The sequence below is a fragment of the Streptomyces indicus genome (genome assembly GCF_900100315.1).
GTDB lineage: Bacteria > Actinomycetota > Actinomycetes > Streptomycetales > Streptomycetaceae > Streptomyces > Streptomyces indicus.
Map to the genome: position 1 here is coordinate 21,038 of NZ_FNFF01000017.1, position 24,948 is coordinate 45,985.

18 protein-coding genes are annotated in these 24,948 nt (G+C 72.1%); 7 read left to right on the top strand and 11 right to left on the bottom strand.

The window, feature by feature from the left end; genetic code table 11:
• Positions 1 to 39: 39 nt before the first annotated feature.
• The 5 genes from BLT97_RS30335 to BLT97_RS30355 form a co-directional block, all read right to left on the bottom strand.
• Positions 40 to 726: a DUF4230 domain-containing protein gene (locus tag BLT97_RS30335; RefSeq protein WP_093615929.1), complete on the bottom strand. Its 687-nt coding sequence runs from the start codon at positions 724 to 726 to the stop codon at positions 40 to 42.
• Positions 727 to 830: 104 nt separating this feature from the next.
• Positions 831 to 1,481 (bottom strand): SurA N-terminal domain-containing protein, encoded by a 651-nt coding sequence (locus BLT97_RS30340; RefSeq protein WP_093615931.1) that lies wholly within the window; start codon positions 1,479 to 1,481, stop codon positions 831 to 833.
• A 148-nt stretch (positions 1,482 to 1,629) separates the two neighbouring features.
• Entirely contained in the window at positions 1,630 to 3,156 is a 1,527-nt protein-coding gene (locus BLT97_RS30345; protein WP_093615933.1) for a serine/threonine-protein kinase, read from the bottom strand.
• The gene (locus BLT97_RS30350; RefSeq protein WP_176953945.1) at positions 3,153 to 3,875 is read right to left on the bottom strand and encodes a hypothetical protein; all 723 of its coding nucleotides are present in this window, start codon (positions 3,873 to 3,875) and stop codon (positions 3,153 to 3,155) included. Before BLT97_RS30350 ends, BLT97_RS30345 begins: the two co-directional genes overlap by 4 nt.
• Positions 3,876 to 4,084: 209 nt before the next feature.
• Complete coding sequence (locus BLT97_RS30355; protein WP_093615935.1) at positions 4,085 to 6,157, bottom strand: N-6 DNA methylase; 2,073 nt, start codon at positions 6,155 to 6,157, stop codon at positions 4,085 to 4,087.
• Between the two features lie 252 nt (positions 6,158 to 6,409).
• Between BLT97_RS30355 and BLT97_RS30360 the strand changes: the two genes are divergently transcribed.
• Both BLT97_RS30360 and BLT97_RS30365 read left to right on the top strand, forming a co-directional pair.
• Positions 6,410 to 7,237 carry an Rv1352/Rv1906c domain-containing protein gene (locus tag BLT97_RS30360; RefSeq protein ID WP_245769630.1) on the top strand — a complete coding sequence of 276 codons (828 nt, stop codon included), beginning with the start codon at positions 6,410 to 6,412 and terminating at the stop codon, positions 7,235 to 7,237.
• A gap of 87 nt (positions 7,238 to 7,324) precedes the next feature.
• Positions 7,325 to 8,119 carry a hypothetical protein gene (locus BLT97_RS30365; RefSeq protein WP_093615937.1) on the top strand — a complete coding sequence of 265 codons (795 nt, stop codon included), beginning with the start codon at positions 7,325 to 7,327 and terminating at the stop codon, positions 8,117 to 8,119.
• A 94-nt stretch (positions 8,120 to 8,213) separates the two neighbouring features.
• On the opposite strand, the gene BLT97_RS30370 is transcribed toward BLT97_RS30365, so the two are convergent.
• Complete coding sequence (locus BLT97_RS30370) at positions 8,214 to 8,963, bottom strand: N-acetyltransferase (protein ID WP_093615939.1); 750 nt, start codon at positions 8,961 to 8,963, stop codon at positions 8,214 to 8,216.
• A gap of 114 nt (positions 8,964 to 9,077) precedes the next feature.
• The gene (locus tag BLT97_RS30375; RefSeq protein WP_093615941.1) at positions 9,078 to 9,773 is read right to left on the bottom strand and encodes an HNH endonuclease family protein; all 696 of its coding nucleotides are present in this window, start codon (positions 9,771 to 9,773) and stop codon (positions 9,078 to 9,080) included.
• 245 nt (positions 9,774 to 10,018) lie between these two features.
• Here BLT97_RS30375 and BLT97_RS30380 point away from each other — a divergent pair, with 245 nt between their 5' ends.
• Complete coding sequence (locus tag BLT97_RS30380; protein ID WP_093615943.1) at positions 10,019 to 10,213, top strand: antitoxin; 195 nt, start codon at positions 10,019 to 10,021, stop codon at positions 10,211 to 10,213.
• Positions 10,214 to 10,412: 199 nt separating this feature from the next.
• Here BLT97_RS30380 and BLT97_RS30385 read toward each other — a convergent pair whose 3' ends face one another.
• Together BLT97_RS30385 and mfd are read right to left on the bottom strand one after the other, a co-directional pair.
• Positions 10,413 to 11,285: an SCO6745 family protein gene (locus BLT97_RS30385; protein ID WP_093616173.1), complete on the bottom strand. Its 873-nt coding sequence runs from the start codon at positions 11,283 to 11,285 to the stop codon at positions 10,413 to 10,415.
• 91 nt (positions 11,286 to 11,376) lie between these two features.
• Entirely contained in the window at positions 11,377 to 14,946 is a 3,570-nt protein-coding gene (mfd, locus tag BLT97_RS30390; RefSeq protein WP_093615945.1) for a transcription-repair coupling factor, read from the bottom strand.
• Between the two features lie 267 nt (positions 14,947 to 15,213).
• On the opposite strand from mfd, the gene BLT97_RS30395 reads away from it, so the two are divergent.
• Positions 15,214 to 16,878 carry a DUF2079 domain-containing protein gene (locus BLT97_RS30395; protein WP_093615947.1) on the top strand — a complete coding sequence of 555 codons (1,665 nt, stop codon included), beginning with the start codon at positions 15,214 to 15,216 and terminating at the stop codon, positions 16,876 to 16,878.
• Between the two features lie 148 nt (positions 16,879 to 17,026).
• On the opposite strand, the gene BLT97_RS30400 is transcribed toward BLT97_RS30395, so the two are convergent.
• Together BLT97_RS30400 and BLT97_RS30405 are read right to left on the bottom strand one after the other, a co-directional pair.
• A complete protein-coding gene (locus tag BLT97_RS30400) occupies positions 17,027 to 19,597 on the bottom strand; it encodes an ABC transporter permease (RefSeq protein ID WP_093615949.1) in 2,571 nt (856 codons plus the stop codon).
• Positions 19,594 to 20,382, bottom strand: a complete 789-nt coding sequence (locus BLT97_RS30405) for an ABC transporter ATP-binding protein (RefSeq protein WP_093615951.1) — start codon at positions 20,380 to 20,382, stop codon at positions 19,594 to 19,596. Before BLT97_RS30405 ends, BLT97_RS30400 begins: the two co-directional genes overlap by 4 nt.
• A gap of 400 nt (positions 20,383 to 20,782) precedes the next feature.
• On the opposite strand from BLT97_RS30405, the gene BLT97_RS30410 reads away from it, so the two are divergent.
• From BLT97_RS30410 to BLT97_RS30420, 3 genes are read left to right on the top strand one after another with little or no spacing between them, the layout of a single operon-like run.
• Positions 20,783 to 22,633 (top strand): MDR family MFS transporter, encoded by a 1,851-nt coding sequence (locus tag BLT97_RS30410; protein WP_093615953.1) that lies wholly within the window; start codon positions 20,783 to 20,785, stop codon positions 22,631 to 22,633.
• Positions 22,634 to 22,690: 57 nt separating this feature from the next.
• Positions 22,691 to 23,200: a DUF485 domain-containing protein gene (locus tag BLT97_RS30415; protein ID WP_093615955.1), complete on the top strand. Its 510-nt coding sequence runs from the start codon at positions 22,691 to 22,693 to the stop codon at positions 23,198 to 23,200.
• Between the two features lie 59 nt (positions 23,201 to 23,259).
• A complete protein-coding gene (locus tag BLT97_RS30420; protein WP_093615957.1) occupies positions 23,260 to 24,846 on the top strand; it encodes a sodium/solute symporter in 1,587 nt (528 codons plus the stop codon).
• Positions 24,847 to 24,948: the final 102 nt, after the last annotated feature.

Sequence of the window (24,948 nt, forward strand, 5' to 3'; positions counted from 1 at the left end):
CAAGTTACCCCGGAGCCGCCCTCGGCCGCGGTGGCCAGGTCAGCGGTAGCGGACGGTGACCTGCTCGAAGCCGAGCGAGGTGAGCAGGCCCTCCAGCATCGCGGTGGTGTTGCGTTCGGCGCGTGCCGTCAGGCCGCTGTCCTTCGCGGCTTCGCCGATGTGCTTCACCGCGAGTTTGTTCACGGCCTGTTCGCCGGCCGGGTTGTCGGAGAAGAGGTCGCCGAGCCGGTCGAGGAGGCCGCGCTGCTTGGAGACGGTGTAGGAGCGGTCGGGGTCGAGGGTCGGCTTCGCGAGCTCGGCCTTCGGCAGGACGAGGGTGGCGGTGGTGCGGTCCTCGTTCACCTGCACGTTGTCCTGCTTCAGGTCGCCGAGGTCCACGTACGCGCTGGCCGTGCCGGAGCCGACGAACAGGGTGCGGGTGCCGCGGATCGCGTCGGGCAGGAACTTGGCGTCCTTCTCCAGGTCGACCACGACCTGGTAGGAGCCGGCGGCACCCTCGTAACGGCTCATGTCCCGCAGGGACTTGAGGACGGCGGGTCCGGAGCGGTCCTTGGTCTCGGAGCCGAAGACGTCGTCGAGGCCGGGAAGCAGCCGCAGTTGGCCGGCGAGCAGCACGAGCACGGCGAGCACGGCCACGGCGGCGGGCAGCTTGATCCACCAGGGGAGCCTGCGTGCCGTACGCACCGGGCCGGCCGAACGCCCAGGCTTGGTCTCGGTGGTTGTCATGCCGTCCGAGTTCCCGCGGCGGGCGTGCGCACACCGCGGGTGACCCGGTACACACCGCGCGTGAGGTCGGGCAAACGTCCCGGGGTGTGCCCGACCTCGGAGAGCTACGCCTCCTTGGCGCCCGAGACCTGCCTCAGCCACGGGGTGGCCGCGTCCGCGCGGCGGCTCTTGGTCATGTCCCAGGTGCCGTAACGGGGGTTGAGGTCCACGTCCAGCGCGCGCGAGGCGTCCGAGAGCGCCTTCCAGAACGCCTGCTGCCCGGCCTCGGTCTGCGGGTCGGCGCCCAGGGACTCGTACAGCTTCTGGGCCTCGATCTCCGTGCGCAGCGACTCGTCGATGCGCGACGGCGGGATGTTGTACTGCTGGAGCCAGCCCGCCTCCAGGGCCTCCTGGCTGCCGGCCTGCCCGACGAGCTCGCCGCGCAGGTCCTGGATCTCCTTGCGGGTGACGGTGACGCCGGCGTCCTCGGCGGCCCGGTGCAGGACGCGGTCGAGGACCATCGCCTGGAGGGTGTCGCGGGTGAGGCCGCCGGTCTTCTCCACCGCCTGCTCATAGGTGCCGGACTGCGCCGTGGCCTTCTGCTGTGCGGTGCGCACCTCGCCCACCCGGGCCTGGAGCTGCGCCACGGAGATGCGCTCCTCACCGACGACGGCGGCGGCCCCGGGATGGGCCTCGCCGGAGCAGGCGGCCAGGAGGGGCGCCGCCACGAGGAGCGCGGCGGAGACGGTGAGCGCGGTGCGACGGCGGCGGTGCAAGTGGGCCTCCCGGCGGCTACGGCGAGATTGTGCGTCAGTGCACAAGCCTTGCGGTGATCGATGTTAGGCAGTGGGCGTGGGTTCGGCCACTGGTTCGACCAACGATTCACGGGCAGTTCGGGATGCGCCCGGTCGGCTGAGCCGGGGTTCAGCCGCGGACCTGCCCCAGCCAGTGAAGCGTCCGCCGGATCTCGCCGGGGAAGGCGTGGTTCGGCCCGTGCAGCCGCTCCGCGTCGTACAGGAGCGCGCGCAGCATGTCGTGGGCGGCGGCGCGGTCGCCGAGCGCGAGCAGCAAGTGGCCGATGCGGCGGCGGACTTCGAGGGCGAGCTCGCGGTCGGTGGTGGCGTACTGGTTCTCGTAGTACGGGAGCAGCGCGCGGTATTCGGCGAGTGCGGCGGCGGGTTCGCCGAGCTGCTCCAGGCACTGGGCGGCGTCGTAGCGGAACTGGAGCGCGGCCGGGTCGGCCATGCCCGCCTCGGCGGCCCGCTCGTCGGCGAGCCGGCGCAGCTCGGGCAGGGCGCGGCGGTACTGGCCGTCGTCCATGAGCGTGGCCGCGTACTGCTTGCGCAGGGTGCGCACGACCGGCGAGTGCTCGCCGTGCTGGGCGGCGGCCGCGGGCAGGATCGCGCCGAGGATGTCCACGGCCTGGGTGATGCGGCCTTCGCCGAGGAGGCGCTTGACGTCGTCGACGGCCTGGGCGACATCGGGCTTGCGCTGGTCCACGGGTGCGGCGGCGGGCACGGCCTGAGCGGCGGGGGTGCGGGCGCGGTCGGGCCAGGGGGCGGCGGGGCGCAGAAACGGGCGGGTCGGGTCGAGGGGGCCGAGCGGGGTGCCGTGCGCGGGCAGGAACGGGACCAGCGCCTCGTACACCTCCTGGGTGGAGGCGGGCCTGTGCTGCGGGTCCTTGGCGAGCATCCGCAGGACCAGGGCTTCGAGGGCGTCGGGGACCTCGGGGCGCAACTGGCGCACGGGCAGCGGCGGTTCGTAGAGGTGGCGGTGCAGGACGCCGAGCGCGGTGGTGCCGGCGAAGGGCACATTGCCGCTGAGGAGTTCGTGGAGCAGCACGCCGAGGGCGTAGATGTCGGTGTACGGGCCGACGGCGCCGCCCATCGCCTGCTCGGGTGCCATGTAGGCGGGGCTGCCGATGGGCGAGCCGGTGTGGGTGAGGCGGGTGGTGTCGGAGTCGATGACGGAGGCGACGCCGAGGTCGAGGACGGTGAGGGTGCCGTCGGGCTTCACCATCACATTGCGCGGCTTGAGGTCGCGGTGCACGATCGGCACCGCGTGCACCGCGGAGAGCACCCCGCACAGCTGGGTGGCGACGGCCACGGCCCACGGCCAGGGGTACGGGTCGTGTTCGGCGAGGTGGTCGGCGAGGTCGGAGCCGTCCACGTACTGCATCACGAGGTACAGGTCGTCGTCGGCGCTGCCCGCGTCGTGCACGGTGACCAGGCCGGGGTGGTCGACCTGGGCGGTGACGCGGCACTCGCGCACGAAGCGGCGGCGCAGCTCGTCGGCCTCCTGGCCCGCGACCTTGTCGGGGCGGAGCAGCTTCACGGCGACGCGGCGGTCGAGGCGCTGGTCGTAGGCCGTCCAGACCTGGCCCATGCCGCCTTGGCCGATGAGCGTGGACAGTTCGTAGCGGCCGGCGATGACGCGTCCGGGCGCACTCACCTGTTGTCCTCCGGGCGGCGGCCGGCCGGCGGGAAGTCATGCCCGTTGGAAGTCTCGTCGGTGCCGCGCAGGAAGCTGCTCAACTCGTCGAGCTCGGCACGCACTTGGTCGATCCGGGCGGGCGCGGGGCGCTGCGGGTTCGCCGGCCGGTCGAGCGGCGGCGGGGTGGGCAGCGGCTGCTGCGGCGCGGGGACGGGCTGTTGCGGCAGGGGCGGTCCGGCCATCGGCTGCTGCGGTGCGCCCAGGGGCTGCTGCGGGTGCAGCGGGGCGGTGACGCCCTGGTGCGGCAGGGCCTGTCCGTAGGCGGTGGGTGCGGTGGGCGGGTAGCCGTAGGCCTGCTTCTGCGGGGCCGGGTAGGCGGCGGTGGCGGGGCCGGTCCAGCCGTGGAAGTGCTTGATGTCCGCGTACAGGAAGTACGTGATGACGCCGATCCAGGTGAGGATCACGCCGAACAGGCCGATCCACTCCTGGGTGGTGTCCAGGTCGTCGCTGGGCTCGGCGCCGATCAGGGCGAGCGAGCCGACGCTGACCACGATCGTCACCACGAACAGGACCCAGTCCACGGTCTTCTTGGTGACGATCGCGAGCCGCAGCATCGGCGCGAAGGCGAGCAGCCCGCACGAGCCGACGGTGAGCACGGCGAAGACCACGCGCAGGGTCACCAGCGCCGCGTTGGAGGGGCGGCGGCTTGGCGGTGGTGCGTAGCCGTGGCCGTGCATGGGGCTGCTCCTGAGACCGAATCCTGAACCGGACGGGATGCCGAGGAACCCGAACGGGATGCCGAGAGAAAGCGTGCAGAGTCGAGCGTATAAGGCGACGAAGACAACCGGCCCGGGGTTGTACGTGAACGGGGAAATCGATCCGGTCACGGACTGCCGGGCTCCGTTTGGGGAGGCCCACGGAAAGCCGACGGAAGGCCGGAGTCCGCTCAGCCCGGCGCGATCGTGCCGTCCGTGAGGCCGTCGTACGTGCCCTGGACCAGCTGTTCGCCGAGCCGTGAGGCCCGGCGCAGGGTGTCCTCGAAGGCCGCGAGCGCGCGGAAGCGCTCCCCGTAGGCGCGCTGCTGCTCGAGCGGCAGACGCGGCAGCTGAAGGCGGCGCACGTCGAGGCGGGTGGCGGTCGAGGCATAGCTGCTGGCCTGGCGGTTGTTGGCGGTGCCGCGCAGGAAGCCGGCCAGGAACCACGGGTCGAGGGCCGCCGGGTCGGGTCTGAGCAGGCAGAGGTTGCGGCCGAGCGCGGCGCCCGCGGTGGCGGCGTCGATCACGCGGGTCACGCTGCCGCCGCCGAGCACGGGAACCACGACGTCCCCTTCGGCCACCGGCTCGGGCTCGTCGTGGTCCTCGGGCAGGGTGCCGGAGGGCGCGGCGGCCGTGAACACGTCGTGGTCGGTGAGGACGGGGACGGTGCCGCCCAGTGCCACGGAGGCGTTGCCGATCCGGAGCGTGAGGGCGCCGGCGCGGGCGAGTTCGCCGACGGTGGTGAGCGGCCAGCGCGCGGCGGCGGCCGGTTCGGCGGCGGCCGGTGTCAGGCGCGCGGTGAGCTTCAGGGTGTCGGTGAGCTGCGCGCGTACGGCGGTGAGCTGCTCGATGCCGCCGGCCGCCGCGGGCGGGGGCAGGTGGCGGGCGGGTGCGAGATCGACGTCGTCGTCGAGGAGTTCGATCACGGGGACGGCGCGCGAGAGCCCCGGCCGGTCCTGGCTCCCGTCGTCCTCGGCTTCACGTTCGGGCGTCCGCTCGTACGTCTTCTCGTACGTCTCCCAGGCGTCCAAGACCGCCGACTGCACGGCGGACCAAGGGAGTTCGGGCTGCCCTTCCGGTACGAGGGAGGCGGTCTCCATGAGCAGCAGCTCGCCCGGCGGCCGCACGGCGAGGCCGGGGCGGCGCAGGATCCACAGGTGCAGCGGGATGTTGTGCGGGGGCGCGGCGCCCGCGGGCAGCGCGATCACCGCGCGCAGGGCGCCGCGGCGCAGGAGGTCGGCGCGGATGCGGCGGCCGGAGCGGCGGGAGGCGGCGGCGGGCGGCATCAGGACCACCGCGATGCCGCCGTCGGCGAGGTGGGCGAGGGCGTGCTGCACCCAGGCGAGCTCGGACTCGGTGCGGGCCGGGAAGCCGTACTCCCAGCGCGGGTCGTAGGCGAGTTCGTCGTGGCCCCAGTTGCGCTCGTTGAACGGCGGGTGGCACAGCACCGCGTCCGCCTTGAGCTGCGGGAAGGCGTCCGCGCGCAGGGTGTCGCCGGCGCGGGTGCGGATGCGTGCGGTGCCGGCGAGGGCCAGGCGCAGGGCGGTGAGCGCGGCCGGTTCGGGGGCGCTGTCCTGGCCGTGCAGCTCCAGGCCGGGGCGCGGGGTGACGGCGCGGAGCAGGGCGCCGGTGCCGCAGGCCGGGTCGAGGACGCTGCGGACGGGTCCGGCGAGGCGGGCCATGAGGGCGGCGGGTCCGGCCGGGGTGGGCGTGTACTGACGCGAGCCCGCGTCCAGATGGCGGCCGAGCAGGAACTCGAAGGTCTGCCGGGTGCCGAGTTCGGCGGCCAGTTCGGCGGCGGCGCGCAGGAGCGGGACCGAGGCGTGCAGGGCTTCGGTGGCCGGGACCTGTGCGGCCCGGTGAGGGCCTGCGCCGAAGCGGTCGGTGAGCACCTTGTCGCAGGCCTCGGGGAGCAGTTCGGCCAGGCGCCGGTCGGAGACCGCGGACAGCTCCAGCCAGTCGGTGGGGCGCTCGTGCACGAGCAGCAGGGTGCAGCCGATGTGCTGGAGCGCGGTGCCCGGACCCGCGGGGTGGCCGGCCAGCTGCTGCCAGACGCGCTCGCGCAGCGGGACCTCGGCGAGCTTGCCCTGGCGGCGCAGCCACGCCTCGACCTCGGCGAGCGCGAAGGACGGGCTGGTCTCGGTGCCGCCCACGGGCTTGGGGAAGTCGGCATGGCGCCGGCGCCAGTTGCTCACGGCGGCCCGGCCCACCCCGGCGAGCCGGGCGATTCCGGCCGAGGTCACCTCTGTCGCGTTCTCCGGCACTCGGCTGGCTCCCCTCGTGAACAGGCATGACCTGGCTGGACCTGCGGGCTGTGTGCGCTGAAGCCTACAGCTCACACCCGTGAACGGACTAGATCCTGTGAACCGTGTTGACTCGGTTCACAGCGTCTGCTCTTATTGACCCAGCGGTTCACGGCCCACCGAGTTCACGGGCTCACAACGCGACTTCGTTCAGCTCTGCCCGCGCATTTCTCCCGTTCTGTCCTCCGCTCCGTGCACGAAAGGTGCTCCCTGATGTCTCAGCAGCCTCAGCAGTACGGCCAGTCCCCCTACGGTCAGCAGCAGTACGGCGGTCAGCCGCCCTACGGCCAAGAGCCCTACGGCCGGCCGCAGCCGCAGCCCGAGCCGCCCAGACGCGGCTGGTTCGCCCGGCACAAGGTGCTCACGGCCATCGGTGCCGTCGTGGTCGTAGTCGCGATAGGCGGCGCGCTCGGGGCCGGCGGCTCGGACGGTTCGGACAGCTCGAAGGACTCGGCCTCCGCCTCGGCCGGCGCCGGGTCGGACGGCAAGGGCGGCAAGGACAAGGCCGCCGACGACGCGAAGAAGGCCGAGGAGCCCGAGGTCGCCATCGAGGGCGACGGTGACTTCGAGGTCGGCTCCGACGTCAAGCCCGGCACGTACAGGACGACCGGCAACGACGACGGCATGTGCTACTGGGAGCGCCTCAAGGACTCCAAGGGCGAGCTGGAGTCGATCCTGGCGAACGACAACGTGACCGGCACCTCGTATGTGACGGTCAAGGCCGGCGACAAGCTGTTCAAGTCCTCCGGCTGCAACGGCTGGACGGCCTTCGACGAGAGCGCCAAGGGCTCGCCGAAGGGCGGGGATATCAAGGGCGACGGCGGCATGTTCAAGGTCGGCGTCGACATCGCGCCCGGCACGTACAAGTCCACGGGCAACACGGACGACATGTGCTACTGGGAGCGTGCCAAGGACGCCGAGCACGGCATCGACTCCATCGCCGCGAACGACAACGTCAAGGGCACCGGGATCGTGACGATCACCGCCAAGGACGCCTACTTCAAGACGAGCGGCTGCCAGGACTGGAAGAAGACGGGCTGACCGCTCGCCGGCTGATCAGCTTCCCGTCCGCACCCGCCCCCACTTTCCACACCCACCCTCACACCCTTCTCCGGGGGGAGAACCACCATGCGCCGCACCGTCCTCACCACCGCCGCCCTCGCCCTGAGCGCCGCTCTCGCGCTCACGGCCTGCGGGAACCAGAACGCCTCCTCAAGCGACGGCAAGAGCTCCGACAAGTCCGCCGCCCAGGCCGGCGACAAGAAGGCCGACGACAAGAAGAAGGAGCCGTTCGCCGACGCGACGGGCCCCGAGATCGCCGACAAGGCCGTGGAGGCCACCACCTCCGCCACGTCCCTGCGGGTCAAGGGCACCGTGCCCGACCCGGACCTGGGGGTGCTCACCCTCGACATGGCGATGGACACCAAGGGCGTGTGCGCGGGCTCCCTGTCCGTGAAGGGGCAGGGCAAGGCCGAGATCATCAACGACGGCAGGACCGTGCACATGAAGTACGACGAGGCCTTCCTGCGGGCCCAGAGCAAGGGCGAACCCCAGGCGGAGGTGGACGCGGCCGTGGGCATGCTGGGCGACCGCTGGGTCAAGACCTCCGCGACCGGCGAGGGCGCCGAGGACTTGGACGCCTTCTGCGATCTCGACCAGCTGCTCGCCGAGTTCAAGGGCGGCGAATCGGCGGCCCGCAAGGGCGGGTTGACGACGGTGGACGGCCAGGAGGCCATCACGCTCACCGAGAACGACGGCGGCGAGCGCTACACGATCCACGTGGCGACGCAGGGCGAGCCCTACCTCCTGAGGATCGCCTCCGACGGCGGGAAGGAGCCGGTGGACCTGGGCTTCAGCGACTACGACAAGCCCGTGGACGCCAAGGCGCCCGAGGGGGACGTGCTGGACCTGGACAAGCTGTAGCCATACCGCCGGCTCGGCAGCATCCGTACATGCCGCATCCGCACATACGACGGCGGGGCGCCCTCTACACAGAGGGCGCCCCGCCGTCGTCCGCTCAAAGTGCGTGCCGCACCCAGACGTTGGGCTCCACGTACACCGCGTAGTCGCGGGCCGGTACGCAGTGCACGGGCACCAGCGCGCCGGGGATCTCGACCTCGCCGTCCCGGTCGAAGGGCTCACCGGTCCACGAACGCCACTGCGCGAGCGTGCCGTTGACACACATCGAGACCGGCGCGACCTTCTCGATCGCGCCGCCGGCCCGCACGTGCACCCGCAGCCACGGGTCGGCGGGCAGCCCGTCCTCCTCGCGCACCCGGAACGCGTACTCCTCGATCGGCGTCCGCGGCTCCAGATGCTTGGCGTTGGGGCGTACGGGGGCGACCACTTCGGAGAAGCCGCGGGCGCGCGCATTGTCCCGCATCGCGCCGAGCATCGTGTACGACAGTCCCCTGCCCTGCTGCCCGTCGGCCACGCTGATCTCGATGGCGCTCACGGTGTCGGGCTTGCGCCCGTACTTCAGGTCGGAGAAGGCCCATTGAAGGACCTTGGCCCAGCCGCCGTCCGGCAGCTCCCCGCGGCCCGGGACGTCCAAGGCGAACGGCACGCTCATCGCCTTCGCCACCACGGCGCCGTCGCCGTCGGTCGCGACCAGGGTGAACTCCGGCAGCTCGTCGGCGATCCGCGGGTAGTGCGACCAGCCGACGAGGTCGTGCCGCACGAATTCGTGCCAGGTTTCCGGCATCTCGTCCATGGCGCCCTTGAGGTGGGGGCGCTCGGCGAGGGTGGTGACCGTGATGTCGCTCATGCGGGCACGGTAACGGGGGCGGCGGAGCGCGCCAAGGGAGTTTCCCGCGGCCCGGGTTCACGCAGGAGCCGCCCGGTCCGGGCAGTTCAGTCCGGGCCACTCAGTCCGGGCCACTCAGTCCGCGTGGAAGCGGTCCGGTGCCGTGGTGGGTGCGTCCCCCACGGGGAGCGGCTGCTCGGGGCAGCCGCCGAGCACCCGGCGCATCGCGTCCCGCTCGGCCGCGGTCACCCACAGCCCGTACTTGCGCTTCACCGCGACCTGTCCCGCCACGTACACACAGCGGAAGGGCTTCGAGGGCGGCAGCCAGGTCGCGGTGTCCCCGTCACCCTTGGACCGGTTCGCGCTCGCGCCGACCGCGCGCAGGTTGAGCGGATCGTTGGCGAAGGCGATGCGCTTGCCGGGCTTCCACTGCTGCGCACCCTTCTGCCAGGCGTCCGAGAGCGCGACCACGTGGTCCACGTCGATCTTGCTGCGCCCGCGCGCGAAGGGGATGTCCTTGCCGGTGTACGGATCCGGCGCGAGCAGCCCCGAGACGACCTTGCAGCCGCCTTCGGTGCGCACCTGCTCCAGGTCGCGGGCGAGGATGTCGTCGCGGGTGCCGCAGTCGTTGGAGTCGACGTCGGCCCAGGGGCTGCCGAAGCGGTCGCGGTCGTAGCCCGTCTTGGGCGCGCGGCCCTTCACCGTCAGCTCCTCGACCGCGGCGAGCGCGGACCCGGGCTTGGCGTCGGCCGGCTCCTCCTCCGGCGGGGCGCAGCCCACCGCCACAACCCCGAGCAGGACGAACCCCACCGTCGTACGACCCCGCCCCACTGCGACCCCTCCGACCCCTTATGTCCTGCAACCGGCCCAGACCCTATCCGGATACCCGGACCCGGCATGACCAGGCATGGCCGGGGCCCGTCCTGCGCCGGGCCGTGGGCGGCCCGGGCGGCGGCGCGGGACACCGGTGGGCATTCCTCACAAGCCGGGCGTATGGTCGAAAGCAATGGGGCGAAATGCGGCATATATGCCTCCTTCCTTCCCCTTCGCCCCCAGCCTCCGAAGGGAGCCCACGGATGGGTCTCGGCGACAAGATCAACGAAATGAAGGAAAAGTTCGGCGGCCAGGCCGAGGACAAGGCCAACGAGGTCGTGAAGAACGTCGGCGACGAGATCGACGAGAAGACCGGCGGCAAGTACGCCGACAAGGTGGACCAGGCTCAGCAGGCCGCGACCGAGCAGATCGACAAGCTCGACGGCAAGCAGGGCTGACGCTGAGGCCCGCGGGGCCGGTCAGCCGGCCCCGGAGAACCACTGCGGGAAACACGGAACCGTCCGCGGCAGGCACCGCCGCGGACGGTTCTGCACGTCTCCGTCCCTGAACGGTCGGGGGCGCCGGACCTCGGCTCACACCTTGCCGATGCCGAGCGGATACCGGCTCACACCTTGCCGATGCCGAGCGGATACCGGCTCACACCTTGCCGATGCCGAGCGTGGTCTCCCCCGGCAGCAGCCCCGACCCGATCACCGCCACCCAGAACTCGCCGAGCAGCTCGGCGAGTTCGTCCACGCGCGCGGCGCCCAGCGCCCGCCACGGGGCCGCGGCGGCCTCGTCGGTGCGGCGCTCGACCTCGGCGCGCAGCGCCCGGCCCGCCTCCGTCGCCACGCCTTCGGTGTCCACCAGGCCGCGCGCCGCGAGCCGTCCGCGCGCGGCCGCCCACTCCACCGCGCTCCAGCCCCGGCTCTCGAAGCGCTCGACGGACGCCGCTCCGACGGCCGCGAACGACACCAGCGCCTCCACGCCGTCGAGTCCGGCCACGGTGAGCGCGGCGAGATGCCCGTCACCGCGGTGCTCGCGCAGGATCGTGACTGCCTGCCACAGCACGAGGTGCGGCTCGTCGGGCCAGGGCAGTGCGGCATTGACGGCGGCGAGCGGCCGGCCCGCGAGCGGTGCGGACTCGGCGGCGCTGCGGGCGAGTTCGGCGGCCCGGGCGAGTTCGGGGCTGTCGGTGCGGTCGCCGAACAGGGAACGGTAGGCGCGGTCGACGGCCCGGGTGCGGGCCGCGAGCACGGCTTCGGGGGAAGCGGTGCGCCACGCCCCGGACACGTGTTCCGCGACCATGCGCGGGCTGAAGCTGTAGAACGTCGCCGTCACCAGCTCCGCGCCGGCCGCCCCGAGCGGGGCCGCGCGCCAGGGGAAGTAACTCGGCCACCGCTCCTCGGTCTTGTAGCCGAGCCCGGCCGCCTCATCGAAGGCCTCGGGCGCGTAGTAGAGGACGGCGTGCAGCGGCTCGGTGAGGTGCCAGAGCTGCCGTACGCGGCTGAGCGCGATCTCTTCGGACACGGTTCCCCCTCGGGTGCGGGCGGAGACGGCGCCGCCCACCGGTGCCGCCTCCCCGGGCTGCGGCGGCCCGCCCTCCTACCCGACGGCCGCGTCACGACCCCAGGATCGTCGTCAGGAATTCCCCTGTCCACGCCAGCAACTCCCGTCCCAGCAACGGCTTTCCGCCGACCTTCGCGGTCTTCGGGCGCGGCACGAGGATCTGGTGCGCGGCCGGCTTCATGACGGTGCCCGGGTACAGGCGCTTGAGGCGCAGCTCCTGGGACTCGCGCAGCTCCACCGGCGCGAACCGGATGTTGTTGCCCTGGAGCACGATCTCGCCGACGCCGCAGGCGCGGGCCAGCATCCGCAGCCCGGCGACCAGAAGCAGGTTCTCCACCGGCTCGGGCAGCTTGCCGTAGCGGTCGGTGAGTTCCTCCCGTACCGCCTTGATGTCCTCCTCCGAGTTGGCGGAGGCGATGGCGCGGTAGGCCTGGAGCCGGAGCCGCTCGCCGGGCGCATAGTCGTGCGGGACGTGCGCGTCCACCGGCAGCTCGATCTTGACCTCGAGCGGCGGCTCCTCCTCGATCTCGCCGCTCTCCAGCTGGCGCCGGTAGTCCGCGACCGCCTCGCCCACCATCCGTACGTAGAGGTCGAAGCCGACGCCCGCGATGTGGCCGGACTGCTCGCCGCCGAGCAGGTTGCCCGCACCGCGGATTTCGAGGTCCTTCATGGCCACGTACATGCCCGCGCCCATCTCCGTGTGCTGGGCGATGGTGGCGAGGCGCTCGTGGGCGGTCTCGGTGAGCGGCTTCTCCGGCGGGTACAGGAAGTACGCGTACCCGCGCTCGCGGCCTCGACCGACGCGGCCGCGCAGCTGGTGCAGCTGCGACAGACCGAAGTTGTCGCCGCGCTCGACGATCAGGGTGTTGGCGTTGGAGATGTCGATACCGGACTCGACGATCGTGGTCGACACGAGCACGTCGAACTTCTTCTCCCAGAAGTCCACGACCACTTGCTCCAGGGCCGACTCGGACATCTGGCCGTGCGCGGTGGCGATCCGGGCCTCGGGCACGATGTCGCGCAGGCGGGCCGCCGCCCGGTCGATGGACTCGACCCGGTTGTGGATGTAGAAGACCTGGCCCTCGCGCAGGAGTTCACGGCGGATGGCCGCGCCGATCTGCTTCTCCTCGTACGGCCCGACGAAGGTCAGGACCGGGTGGCGCTCCTCGGGCGGGGTGGTGATGGTGGACATCTCGCGGATGCCGGTGACGGCCATTTCGAGCGTACGGGGAATGGGCGTCGCGGACATCGTGAGCACGTCGACGTTGGCGCGGAGCTTCTTCAGCTGCTCCTTGTGCTCGACGCCGAACCGCTGCTCCTCGTCGACGATGACCAGGCCGAGATCCTTGAACTTGGTCTCGGAGGAGAAGAGCCGGTGCGTGCCGATTACCACGTCCACCGAGCCGTCGCGCAGGCCTTCGAGGGTGGCCTTGGCCTCGGTGTCGGTCTGGAAGCGGCTCAACGCCCTCACCTTGACCGGGAATTGGGAGTAGCGCTCGGAGAACGTGCCGAAGTGCTGCTGCACGAGCAGGGTCGTGGGTACGAGGACGGCGACCTGCTTGCCGTCCTGCACGGCCTTGAAGGCGGCCCGTACCGCGATCTCCGTCTTGCCGTAGCCCACATCGCCGCAGATCAGGCGGTCCATCGGGACCGACTTCTCCATGTCCTCCTTGACCTCGGCGATCGTGGTCAGCTGGTCGGGCGTCTCCGCGTACGGGAACGCGTCCTCCAGCTCGCGCTGCCAGGGGGTGTCCGGGCCGAAGGTGTGGCCGGGCGCGGCCATGCGGGCGCTGTAGAGCTTGATGAGGTCGGCGGCGATCTCCTTGACCGCCTTCTTCGCGCGCGCCTTGGTCTTCGTCCAGTCCGCGCCGCCGAGCCGGTGCAGCGTCGGGGCCTCGCCGCCCACGTACTTGGTGATCTGCTCCAGCTGGTCGGTGGGGATGTAGAGCCGGTCGCCGGGTTGGCCGCGCTTGGCCGGGGCGTACTCCACGACCAGGTACTCGCGGGTCGCGCCCTGGACCGTGCGCTGCACCATCTCGATGTAGCGGCCGACGCCGTGCTGCTCGTGGACGATGTAGTCGCCCGGCTCCAGAGTGAGCGGGTCGATGGCCTTGCGGCGGCGGGCCGGCATCCGGGCGCCGTCCTTGCCGGCCGCCTTCTGTCCGGTCAGGTCGGTCTCGGTGAGGACCGCGAGCTTCAGCTTCGGGTCGATGAAGCCGTAGTCGATCGAACCGCAGGACACATGCACGACGGAGGGCGCGAGGTCGCCCTTCGCGGCGAGGTCCTTGTCGAGGCGGGCCGCGATGCCCTCGTTCGACAGGACCTCGACGGTGCGGGTGGCGGGGCCGTGGGCCTCGGTGACGAAGACCGTGCGCCAGCCGTCGGCGTTCCACTGCTTGACGTCGGCGAGGGCGCGGGCGGTGTCGCCGCGGTAGGTCTCCGGGGCGTGCATGCCCAGCTTGAGGGTGTCCGAGCCCCCCGGCGCGTCAGCGCCATCTGTGAACGTTTCATCGGCGGCGAACGGCGAGACCGACCACCACATCATGTCCAGCTCGCGGGCCCGGTCGCGGACGTCCGCGATCCCCCACAGGGAGGCGGCGCCCACGTCGATCGGGGCCTCGCCGCCGCCCGCGGTGGCGGCCCAGCTGGCCTGGAGGAACTCCTGGCTCGTGGCCACGAGGTCGCCGGCCCGGGTGCGGACGCGCTCGGGGTCGCAGACCACGGCCATCGAGCCCTTGGGCAGGACGTCGAGCAGCAGCTCCATGTCGTCCACGAGGACGGGGGCGAGGGACTCCATGCCCTCGACCGCGATGCCCTCGGCGATCTTGCCGAGCAGCTCGCCGAGCTCGGGGTGCTGCTCGGCGAGGGCGGCGGCCTTCTCCCGTACGTCCTCGGTGAGCAGCAGCTCGCGGCAGGGCGGGGCCCACAGGCCGTGCTCGGCGATCTCGAGCGAGCGCTGGTCGGCGACCTTGAAGTAACGGATCTCCTCGACGTCGTCGCCCCAGAACTCGATCCGTAGCGGGTGCTCCTCGGTCGGCGGGAAGACGTCGAGGATGCCGCCGCGCACGGCGAACTCGCCGCGCTTCTCGACCAGTTCGACCCGCGCGTACGCGGCGGCCGCGAGCGCTTCGACGATCTCGTTCAGGTCGGCGGTCTGGCCCTGCTTGAGGCTGACGGGCTCCAGGTCGCCCAGGCCCTTGACCTGCGGCTGGAGCACGGAGCGGATGGGCGCGACGATCACGCTGACCGGGCCGGTCTCGGGGTCGCCGTCGGGGGTGGGGTGGGCGAGCCTTCTGAGCACCGCGAGACGGCGGCCGACGGTGTCGCTGCGGGGGCTGAGGCGCTCGTGCGGGAGGGTCTCCCAGGACGGGTACTCGGCGATCCCGGCCTCGGGCAGCAGGGAGCGCAGGGCCGCGGCCAGGTCCTCGGCCTCGCGTCCGGTGGCGGTCACGGCGAGCACGGTGCGGCCGGTCTCGCGGGCCAGCGCGGCGATCGCGAAGGGGCGGGCGGCGGGCGGGCCGACCAGGTCGACGTGCATCCGGTGGGCGTCCCGCGCGGCCTGCACGGCTTCCACGAGGGCGGTGTCTTCGGCTACGGCGTCGAGCAGACCGTGCAGGCTCATGAAGTCTTTCCCGTCCGGGTGGTCGGTGTCGGTTCGTCGCTTCCTGGGCAACGCGAACGCCCGGCTTCGCGGATTCTGCGGCGGGCCGGGGATGGCTCCAGGGTACGCCTGCGGAAGTGGACGCGCTCTTGAGTTGCGGGTGGGTCGGGGCGGGTGCGGCGGACCCGTGCCGCGCCTGTCGCGAGCGTCCCGGCGGGCCGTGTTCGAATTGGCGGGAACACAGCCCGCTCTCCACGGGCCCGCACCCCGCTCCTGAAAGGCCCCCGTATGCGCGCCGCCGTCGACCCGTCCGCCGAGGACGAGCACGAGGCACGGTCGTCGTCCTCCGGCGCACACGGCCGGACGGACCGGTCCTCCGGGCCGGCCGGGCTCGGCGGGCCGGCCGGGCTGGGCGGGCCGGACGGGCTCGTGCGGCGGACGCTGCGAGGCCGCGACCCGGCGCCGTGGGGGCTCGCGGCCGTGTTCTTCGCCGCGTACGCCACGGTGTCCGTGCTGCGCTGGGAGAAGTTCGGCACGCGGTCCTGGGATCTCGGGATCTTCGAGCAGGCCATCCGCGGCTACGCCCATCTTCAGGCGCCGATCGCCGACCTCAAGGGGCCCGGCTCGCACATCCTCGGTGACCACTTCAGCCCGGTCACGGCGCTGCTCGCTCCTCTCTACCGGCTGTTCCCGGGGCCGGTGACCCTGCTGCTCGCGCAGGCCGCGCTGCTCGCCCTGTCGGTCGTGCCGGTGACGCGGGCGTCCGGCCGGCTGCTCGGCCGCGGCGCAGGGCTCTGCCTCGGAGTCGCCTACGGGCTGTCCTTCGGTCTGCAACGCGCCGTCGACTTCGACTTCCACGAGATCGCCTTCGCCGTTCCTCTCCTCGCCTTCTCCCTGGAGGCCCTGCTCGCCGAACGCTGGCGGGCCGCCCTGTGCTGGGCCCTGCCGCTGGTCCTGGTGAAGGAGGACATGGGCCTGACCCTGACGGCCCTGGCTTCGGTCGTGGCCTGGCGCGCCCACCGGGCGGGACGCAAGACCGCCCCCGGACCGTCCCCGTCAGGAACCGCCGACCCTGCCGGGCCCGCCGGGCCTGCCGATCCCCCGGTGCCCGCCGAATCCGCCAAGCCCGCGGAGCCCACCCCCACCCCAGCCACAGCCACAGCCACAGCCACAGCCGCGCGTGCCCGGCGCGCCGTCCCGTACGCCTGTGCCGTCGCCGCCTTCGGGATCGTCGCCGCCCTGGTGACCTTCGTCTGGATCATCCCGGCCTTCAACACCGCCGGCAGCTACGAGTACTGGAACCGCATGGAGGGCGGTGTCCCGAACCCGTTCGCCGGTGCCGACGTCAAGCTGCGCACCCTGGCCTGGCTGCTGCTGCCGACCGGCCTGTTCGCCCTGCGCTCTCCCCTCGTCCTGATCGCGCTGCCCACCCTGGGCTGGCGCTTCCTGTCCTCCGACGACTCCTACTGGGGCACCGACTGGCACTACAGCGCTGTGCTCATGCCGGTGGTGGTCCTCGCCGCCGCCGACGGCCTCGCCCGGGTACGCTCGTGCACCCGCCGCCCCCGGCTGCGGAACCTGGCCGCGCAGACGCCGCTCGCCGCCGCGGCGGTGGCGCTCGCCCTCACCGTCTCGCTGCCGCTCGGCACCCTCACCGACCCGGCCGTGTACCGCGTGCCCGCCTCCGCCCGCCAGGCGGACGCGCTGCTCGACCGCATCCCCGACGGAGCCACCGTCGAGGCCAACATCGGCCCCATCAGCCGGCTCGCCGGGCGGTGCAGGGTGCTGTGGATCGGCAACTCCCGGGGAGTGACGCCCGATTACGTCGCCCTCGACAACCGCTCCGGCCGCTACCGGGACCCGGCGGCCAGCGCGGTCCGGCTGCACCCGGACGCCCGCTTCGAGGAGTGGGGCTCGGCGGGCGGCTTCGTGGTCCTGCGCCGCGTGACCTGAGCCCGCCCCCTCCCGAAGCCTCCGGCCCGAAGCCCCCGTCCAGCCTCGAAGTCCCCGGCCCGCCCGGAACAGACCGGCCCCGGTGCACATGGAGGATGTGCACCGGGGCCGGACCCTTACCGTAGCCGCCCTGCGAGAGCCCGCAGGGCTAGTCGGTGGCGATGGCGTTGAGCACGTTCATCCGGCCGGCGCGGAACGCCGGTATCAGCGCCGCGAGCAGGCCCACGAAGGCCGAGGCGATGAACACTCCGATGATCGTCGGCCACGGGATCTCCAGGACCTCGAGGCCTTCCAGGGCGAGCAGCCGCTGCGCCGTCGCGCCCCAGCCCATGCCCAGCCCGAGCCCGAGCAGGGCGCCGAACAGGGCGATCACCACGGACTCCAGGCGGATCATCCGCCGCAGCTGGCGCCGCGACATCCCGATCGCCCGCATGAGACCGATCTCGCGGGTGCGCTCCACCACCGACAGCGCCAGGGTGTTCACCACACCGAGGACCGCGACGATGATCGCGAGGGCGAGCAGCCCGTAGACCATGTTGAGCAACTGGCCGATCTGGCTGCGCAGTTCCTCCTTGAAGTCCGTCTGGTCGCGGACCTCGTACTGCGGGTACTGCTTCAGCGTGTCCTTGAGCGCCGCGTACGCGGCCTCCGCCTTGCCGTCCGCCGCCTTGGCGAACATGATCATGTTCGGCGGGATCCGGTCGGCCGGCAGGTACTTCTCCAGCGTCGCGATGGACATGTAGCGCGCGCCCTGGTCGATCGTCACGTCATCGTTCGTGATCGCGCCGACCTTGATCTTCGCCGTCTCGCCGCCCTTGAAGGCGACGGTCAGGGTGTCACCGACCTTGATCCCGTTGTCCTTCGCGTACTCCGTGCCGATGGACATGGAGTCCGCCGCGTAGGCGTCCTCGAGCTCGCCCGCGGTGGTCTCGCGCCGCAGATCGGTGGCGTACGTGGGGTCGGCGGCGGTGACCTGGCTCTTCTCCGACTTGCCGTTGGGGGCGGTCAGCGTCGCGTCGGCCACCTTGTAGCGGGTGACGTGTTCCAGGTCGGGGCTGTTCTGGATGGCCTTCTCGGCCTGGGGCACGATGCGCTGCTGGCCCTGGATGATGAAGTCCGCGCCCACCGACTTGTCGAGCTCGTCGGTGGCGGAGGCCACCATCGAGGAGCCCACCACCGAGAGGCACGCGACCAGGGCGAGGCCGATCATCAGGGCCGCTCCGGTGGCTCCGGTGCGGCGCGGGTTGCGCAGCGCATTGCGCTCCGCCATCCGTCCGACCGGTCCGAACAGGCGCAGCACGAGCGCGCTGATCACCCGGACCACGGCGCCCGCGAGCACCGGACCGACGATCACGAAGCCGATGAGGGTGAGCACCACACCGCCGCCGAGCCACATCGAGCCGTCGCCGGCCTTGTCGGCGGTGGCCGCGGTGTACAGGGCGAAGACGCCCGCGCCGGTGAGCACCAGGCCGATCAGCGCGCGGAGCAGACCCGCCTTGCCGTCCGCGGGAGTTCCGGCGTCGCGCAGCGCGGCCATCGGCGAGACCTTGCCCGCGCGGCGGGCCGGCAGGTACGCGGCGAGGACGGTCACGACGATGCCGAGCAGCAGCCCGATCGCGGGGGTCGTCCACTTCACGGTGAGGTCGTCCGTGGAGAGGTTCATGCCCATGTTCGACATGAGCTCCATGAGGCCGATCGCGAGGCCGACGCCCGCGCCGACGCCGAGGATCGAGCCGATCACGCCGAGCAGCGTGGCCTCGACGAGCACGGAACGGTTGACCTGCTTGCGCGAGGAGCCGATGGCCCGCATCAGGCCGATCTCGCGGGTGCGCTGGGCGACCAGCATCGAGAACGTGTTGATGATCAGGAAGATGCCGACCAGGAATGCGATTCCGGCGAAGCCGAGCATCGCGTACTTGATGATGTCCATGAACTCGCCGACGTCCTTGCGGTTCTGGTCGGCGGTCTCCTGCTGGGTCTGGAGCTTGTACGTGCCGGCGCCGAGCTCGGAGGCCACGTTCTGCTTCAGCTGCGCGTGGCTGACACCCGCGTCGGCGGCCACGGCGATCTGGCTGAACTTACCTGTCTCGCCCAGCAGTTGCTTCTGTGCGGTGGGGGTGTCGAAGTAGACGACGGCGGCACCGGGGTTGGTCACCTTGAACGAGGCGATGCCGGTGATCTTCGCGGTGAAGTCACCGTTGACACTGATGGTGCGCAGTTCGTCGCCGAGCTTCAGGCCGTGCTTGTCGGCGGTGTCGGCGTCGACCATCACCTCGGTGGGGCCGCGCGGCGAGTGGCCCTCGGTGATCTCCATCGTCCGGGCGTCGTTCTGCGTCCAGTTGCCCGCGATGGTGGGGGCTCCGCTGGTGGAGCCCATGTTCTCGTTCTCGGAGTCCACCACCGTCACGTTCATCGAACTGACCGCGCCCTCGGCGGACTTGACGCCATCGGCCCGCTTCACCTGCTCGACCACGGAGGCCGGCAGGGACTCGGGCTTCCCGCCCTGCGGGTCCTCCTCGGGGCCCTCGGCCGACTTGGGACTGACCGTGACGTCGGGCGAGGTGGCCGCGAAGAGCTTGTCGAAGGTCGTGTTCATCGTGTCGGTGAACACGAGGGTGCCGCACACGAAGGCGACGGAGAGCAGGACGGCGATCGCGGAGAGCGCCATCCGGCCCTTGTGCGCGAAGAAGTTGCGCATCGAGGTCTTGAGCACAGTCACGACGTACGCCCCCGCGCGTCGAAGTCCTTCATGCGGTCGAGGACCTGGTCGGCCGTCGGGTGGTACATCTCGTCGACGATCCGGCCGTCCGCGAGGTACAGCACGCGGTCCGCGTACGAGGCCGCGACCGGGTCGTGCGTGACCATCACGATGGTCTGGCCGAGCTCGTCCACCGAGCGGCGCAGGAAGCCGAGGACCTCGGCGCCGGCGCGCGAGTCGAGGTTGCCGGTCGGCTCGTCACCGAAGATGATCTCGGGCCGCGCGGCCAGGGCGCGGGCCACCGCCACGCGCTGCTGCTGGCCGCCCGAGAGCTGGTTCGGCCGGTGCTTGAGGCGCTCGGCGAGGCCGACGGTCTCCACCACGCGCTGGAGCCACTGGCGGTCCGGCTTGCGGCCCGCGATGTCCATCGGCAGCGTGATGTTCTCTATCGCATTGAGCGTCGGCAGCAGGTTGAACGCCTGGAAGATGAAGCCGATCCGGTCCCGGCGCAGCTGCGTGAGCTTCTTGTCCTTGAGGCCGGTGATCTCGGTGTCGTCGATGTGGATCTGTCCGCTCGTCACCGTGTCGAGCCCGGCCAGGCAGTGCATCAGCGTGGACTTGCCGGAACCCGAAGGCCCCATGATCGCGGTGAACTGCCCGCGGGCGATGTCCACATCGACATGGTCAAGCGCCACGACCCGGGTCTCCCCGCTGCCGTACGCCTTCACGACCTGCCGCGCGCGGGCGGCCACAGCGGTACGCCCTCCGGTCACCCCGGGGCCCGGGGTGGTCACAGCCGTTGTCACGTGAAGTCTCCTCGGTAGAAAGCAGTGGGTACGCAGGGGAAAGAAGGGGGGCCCGGCGGTCGTCCTGCCATCGCCGGCGATGCGCTCAAGTCTCGTGCGCCGAGGGCCCCGAGCGCGCTGAGGTACAGCGCAGTCTTCTGCTGAGGAAAACCCCACCCCCGGGCTTGCGGTGTACCTCAGCACCGGCCTGTGACCAGGCTAGGAGCGCCGCCGCGACGCCTCGTCCTTCACGAGGACGAGCCCTCCCCGACCCGGAGTGAGGACCCACCCCTAGGGGCTCTCCACCCGTCGGTGGAGCGGTTCTCGGGGGCGCTGCATCCTTCGCCGCGCGCCGTCTCGCCCACTCGACACCCTCCCCCTGCGTGAGGAGCAAGTGAGAAGGTGTCCCCGGCGGAAATAGATGCAGGGGGAAAGGATCTTCGTGGGCGGCAGCCGGGACGACATAGCGGGCCGGACGGACGGCCCCGGAGACGGCCGGACGGACGGCCCCGGAGACGGCCGGACGGACGGCCCCGGAGACGATCGGACGGACAGCGCCGGAGACGATCGCGCGAACGGCCGCGGAGACGACCCGACCCGAGGCCGCGGAGCCGACCGCCCCGCCGCCGGCCGCCGGCGCGGAGCCGTCGTCGCCGCCCTCATGCTCTCCATGGCGCTGGCCGCCCTGGAGTCCACGATCATCGCGACGGCCGTGCCGCAGATCGTCGCCGACCTCGGCGGCTTCTCGTACTTCTCCTGGCTGTTCTCCGGCTATCTGCTCGCGGTCACCGTCACGCTGCCCGTCTACGGCAAGCTCTCCGACACCTTCGGCCGCAAGCCGGTCCTGCTCGCCGGCATGGTGCTGTTCCTCATCGGCTCGCTGCTGTGCGCGACAGCCTGGAACATGGCCGCCCTGATCGCCTTCCGCATCCTCCAGGGCCTGGGCGGCGGCGCCATCCAGGGCACCGTCCAGACCCTGGCCGCCGACCTCTACCCGCTCAAGCAACGCCCCAAGATCCAGGCCAAGTTGTCCACGGTCTGGGCGCTCTCCTCCATCGCGGGCCCGGCGATCGGCGGCCTCCTCGTCGCGTACGCGCACTGGCGCTGGATCTTCCTGGTGAACCTGCCGGTGGGCCTGGTCGCGCTCTGGCTGGTCGCCCGTCATCTGCACGAGCCCGTACGGGAGAAGGGCCCTCGGCGCCGTATCGACTGGGCGGGAGCACTCGCCGTGTTCGCCTCCGGCGGCGTGCTGCTCACCGCGCTCGTGCAGGGCGGGGTCGCCTGGCCCTGGCTGTCCGCGCCCTCGCTCGCGCTGTTCGCCACGGCCGCCGTGCTGCTCGCCACGACCGTGCTCGTCGAACGCCGCGCCGCCGAGCCGATCATCCCCGGCTGGGTGTGGAAGCGCCGCACGATCGCCGCGGTCAACCTCGGCCTGGGCGCGCTCGGCCTGGTGATGGTCGCGCCGACGGTCTTCATCCCCACGTACGCGCAGTCGGTGCTGCAACTGACGCCCACCGAGGGCGGGTTCGTCCTGTCGGCGATGATCCTGAGCTGGCCGGTGTCGGCGGCCCTCAGCCAGCACCTCTACACGCGGATCGGATTCCGCAACACCGCGCTGATCGGCGTGACGGGCGCGGCCCTCGTCCTCGGCGCGTTCCCGCTCCTGCCCTATCCGGGCTCGCCCTGGCAGCCGGCGCTTCTGATGCTGCTGCTCGGCGCCGCGCTCGGCCAGGTCCAACTGCCCCTGATCGTGGGCGTGCAGTCCACGGTCGGCTGGGCGGAGCGCGGCACCACCACCGCCTCCGTCCTCTTCTGCCGCCAGATCGGCCAGACGGTGGGTGCGGCGGTCTTCGGGGCGATCGCGAACGGGGTGATCGCCGCCCGCCTGGGCGCGGACACCGACCTGGACACGGTCGCCCGCGCCCCCGGCGACGAATCGGTCCGCCGCTCGATCGACGCAGCCGTCGAGTGGGTCCACATCGGCGCGGCCGCGGCAGCCGTGATCACCCTGCTGCTCCTGCTGTTCCTCGCCCCGCGCCGCTTCCCCGTGCTGCCGCAGGACCCGGCGCCGGAGGACTCCGTACCGCCGCAGCCCCCGGCGCAGGCGGCCGCGCAGACCGCCTTCCAGACCACCGTCCCGGCTGTCCCTCTCGCAGTCCCGGATGAGGCAGGAGTGCGTCAGGAGACGGGAGTGCGCGAGGAGACGGGCGTACGGGAGCCCAGTACGGCCAGTTCACCGGAAACCCCACCTCAGGCGGATACCAGCCGGTAACGTTCCGGGTTCTCCCTGCGGGCCCTCCCCGGGCCCGAGCCGCGCAAGGAGCAGCCCATGCACGAGCCGCCGCCCTGGGCACGCCCGCCCGGAGACCCGCACGACGCGCACGAATCCCAGGACCCACAAGCCCCGCACGACGCGCACGACCCGCACGACCCGTACGAATCTCCGACCCCACAAGCCCCGTACGACCCGCACAACCCCCACCTCACCTACCCCTGGCAGCCCCCGCCCGCTCCCCCGCCGCCGCGCCGCCGCCCGGCCCCGCGGCTGGGTCAGCACGGGGATCTGCGCAAGGTGCGGCGCGCGTACAAGCGGCTGCGGCGGGTGGCCGCGCTGACCGCGCTCGGGTCCTTCACGCTGTTCCTGATGCTGTCCGCGTACGCGCCCTCGCTCACCGGCCGCCAAATCTCCGGCGGTCTGAACCTGGGCCTGCTGCTCCTGCTCGCCCAGCTCCCGGTCACGTATCTCGCGATCGCGCTCTACGCGCGCCACGCAGCCCGCCGGGTGGACCCGCTGGCCGAACGCCTGCGCCGCGCGGCCGAGTTGGAGGGCCGCCTGTGAACCCTGGTGCGGCCCCGCATGCCCCCGTCCATCATGCGCTCGGCTCCTCCGCCGAGGGCATGACCTTGATCGCGTTCACCGCGGTCGCCACCGTGACCCTGCTCCTGTGCGTGATGACGGGCCCCGACCGCGACGATCTCGACGAGTTCTACACCGCGTCGGGCAGCCTCTCGCCGGTGCGCAACGGCCTCGCCATCGCCGGGGACTACATCTCCGCCGCGAGCGTCCTCGGCGGCATCGGTGTCATCGCCCTGACGGGATACGACGGTGTCGTGCTGCTCCTGGCCACCGCGCTCTCGCTGGTCCTGCTGATGTTCCTGCTGGCCGAACCGCTGCGCAACGCGGGCCGGTTCACGATGGGCGACGCGCTCACGCGCCGGCTGTCCGGCCCCTCGGCGCGCCCGGCCCGTATCGCCACCGCCGTCGCCACGCTCACCGCGCTGATGCCGCTGATGCTGGTCCAACTCGCGGGCGCGGGCGACCTGTTGGCGTTCGTCCTCGGTTTCGACAGCGAGGGCGCGAAGACGGGGTCGATGGTGCTGCTCGGAGCGCTGATGATCTCGTACGCGGCGATCGGCGGCATGCGCGGGACGGCCCTGATCCAGATCGTGAAGACGGTGATCCTGCTCGCCTCGGCGGCCGTCGTCTCCGTCCTCGTCCTGCGCCGCTTCGACGGCGACTTCGGCGCGCTCGCCGCACAGGCCGCGCGGGGCAGCGGGCTGGGCGAGGCGTTTCTCGGGACGGGCCCGCTGTTCGCCGGGAGCGCCGCCCCACGGATCGACATGGTGGTCTCGCAGCTCACGGTCGTCCTGGGAGCCGCCTGTCTGCCGCATGTCACGATGCGCGTCTACACGGCGCGCAATGCGCCCGAGGTGCGCCGCTCGATGGCGTGGGCGGTCTCGGCGGCCACGGTCTTCGCGTTGTTCGCGCTGGTCATCGGGTTCGGGGCGGCGGCGCTCGTGGGCCGGCAGGCCGTCACGGCGGCCGATCCGCAGGGCAACACCTCGATCCTCCTGACGGCCAGGGCCCTGTTCGGCGCGGAGGCCTCCGGCGTCGGGACGCTCGTGTTCACCTCGGTGGCCACGGCGGTCTTCCTGACGCTGCTCGCCTCGGTCGGCGGCATGATCCTGGCCTGCGCCAACTCCCTGGCCCACGACGTGTTCGCGCCCCGCCGCCGGCTCGGTCCGCACGCGGAGATGACCACGGCGCGGCTCGCGGCGCTCGCGGTCGGCGTGGTCACGATCGCCCTCGCCGCGACGGTGCAGCACCGCAACCTCCAGCCGCTGGTGACGCTGTCGTTCTGCCTGGGCGCCTCGGCGCTCGCGCCGGCCCTGGTCTACAGCCTGTTCTGGCGGCGCTTCACACGTACGGGGCTGCTGTGCACCCTGCTCGGCGGCTCGGCGGGCGCGCTCGCCCTGATGACGGGCACGAATCTGGTGTCGGGCAGCCCCAACTCGGCTTTCCCGGCACATGACTTCAACTGGTTCCCGTTCACCACCCCGGGCATCGCCTCGATCCCGCTCGGCTTCGCCCTCGGCTGGCTGGGCACCGTCGTCAGCTCCCGTGCCGCACAGCGCGAGCAGCGCCGCAGTTACGAGGCGGTGGAGGCGGAGATCCTCGCGGGGCCGGTACGGAACGGCGGATGACCTGCGGCAGGCAGGCGGGCAGGCGGACGGGCCGGGGCGAGGAGATCCCCGCCCCGGCCTGCCGCAGGGGCGGGGAGATCCCCCGCCCCTGCCACCGCACGG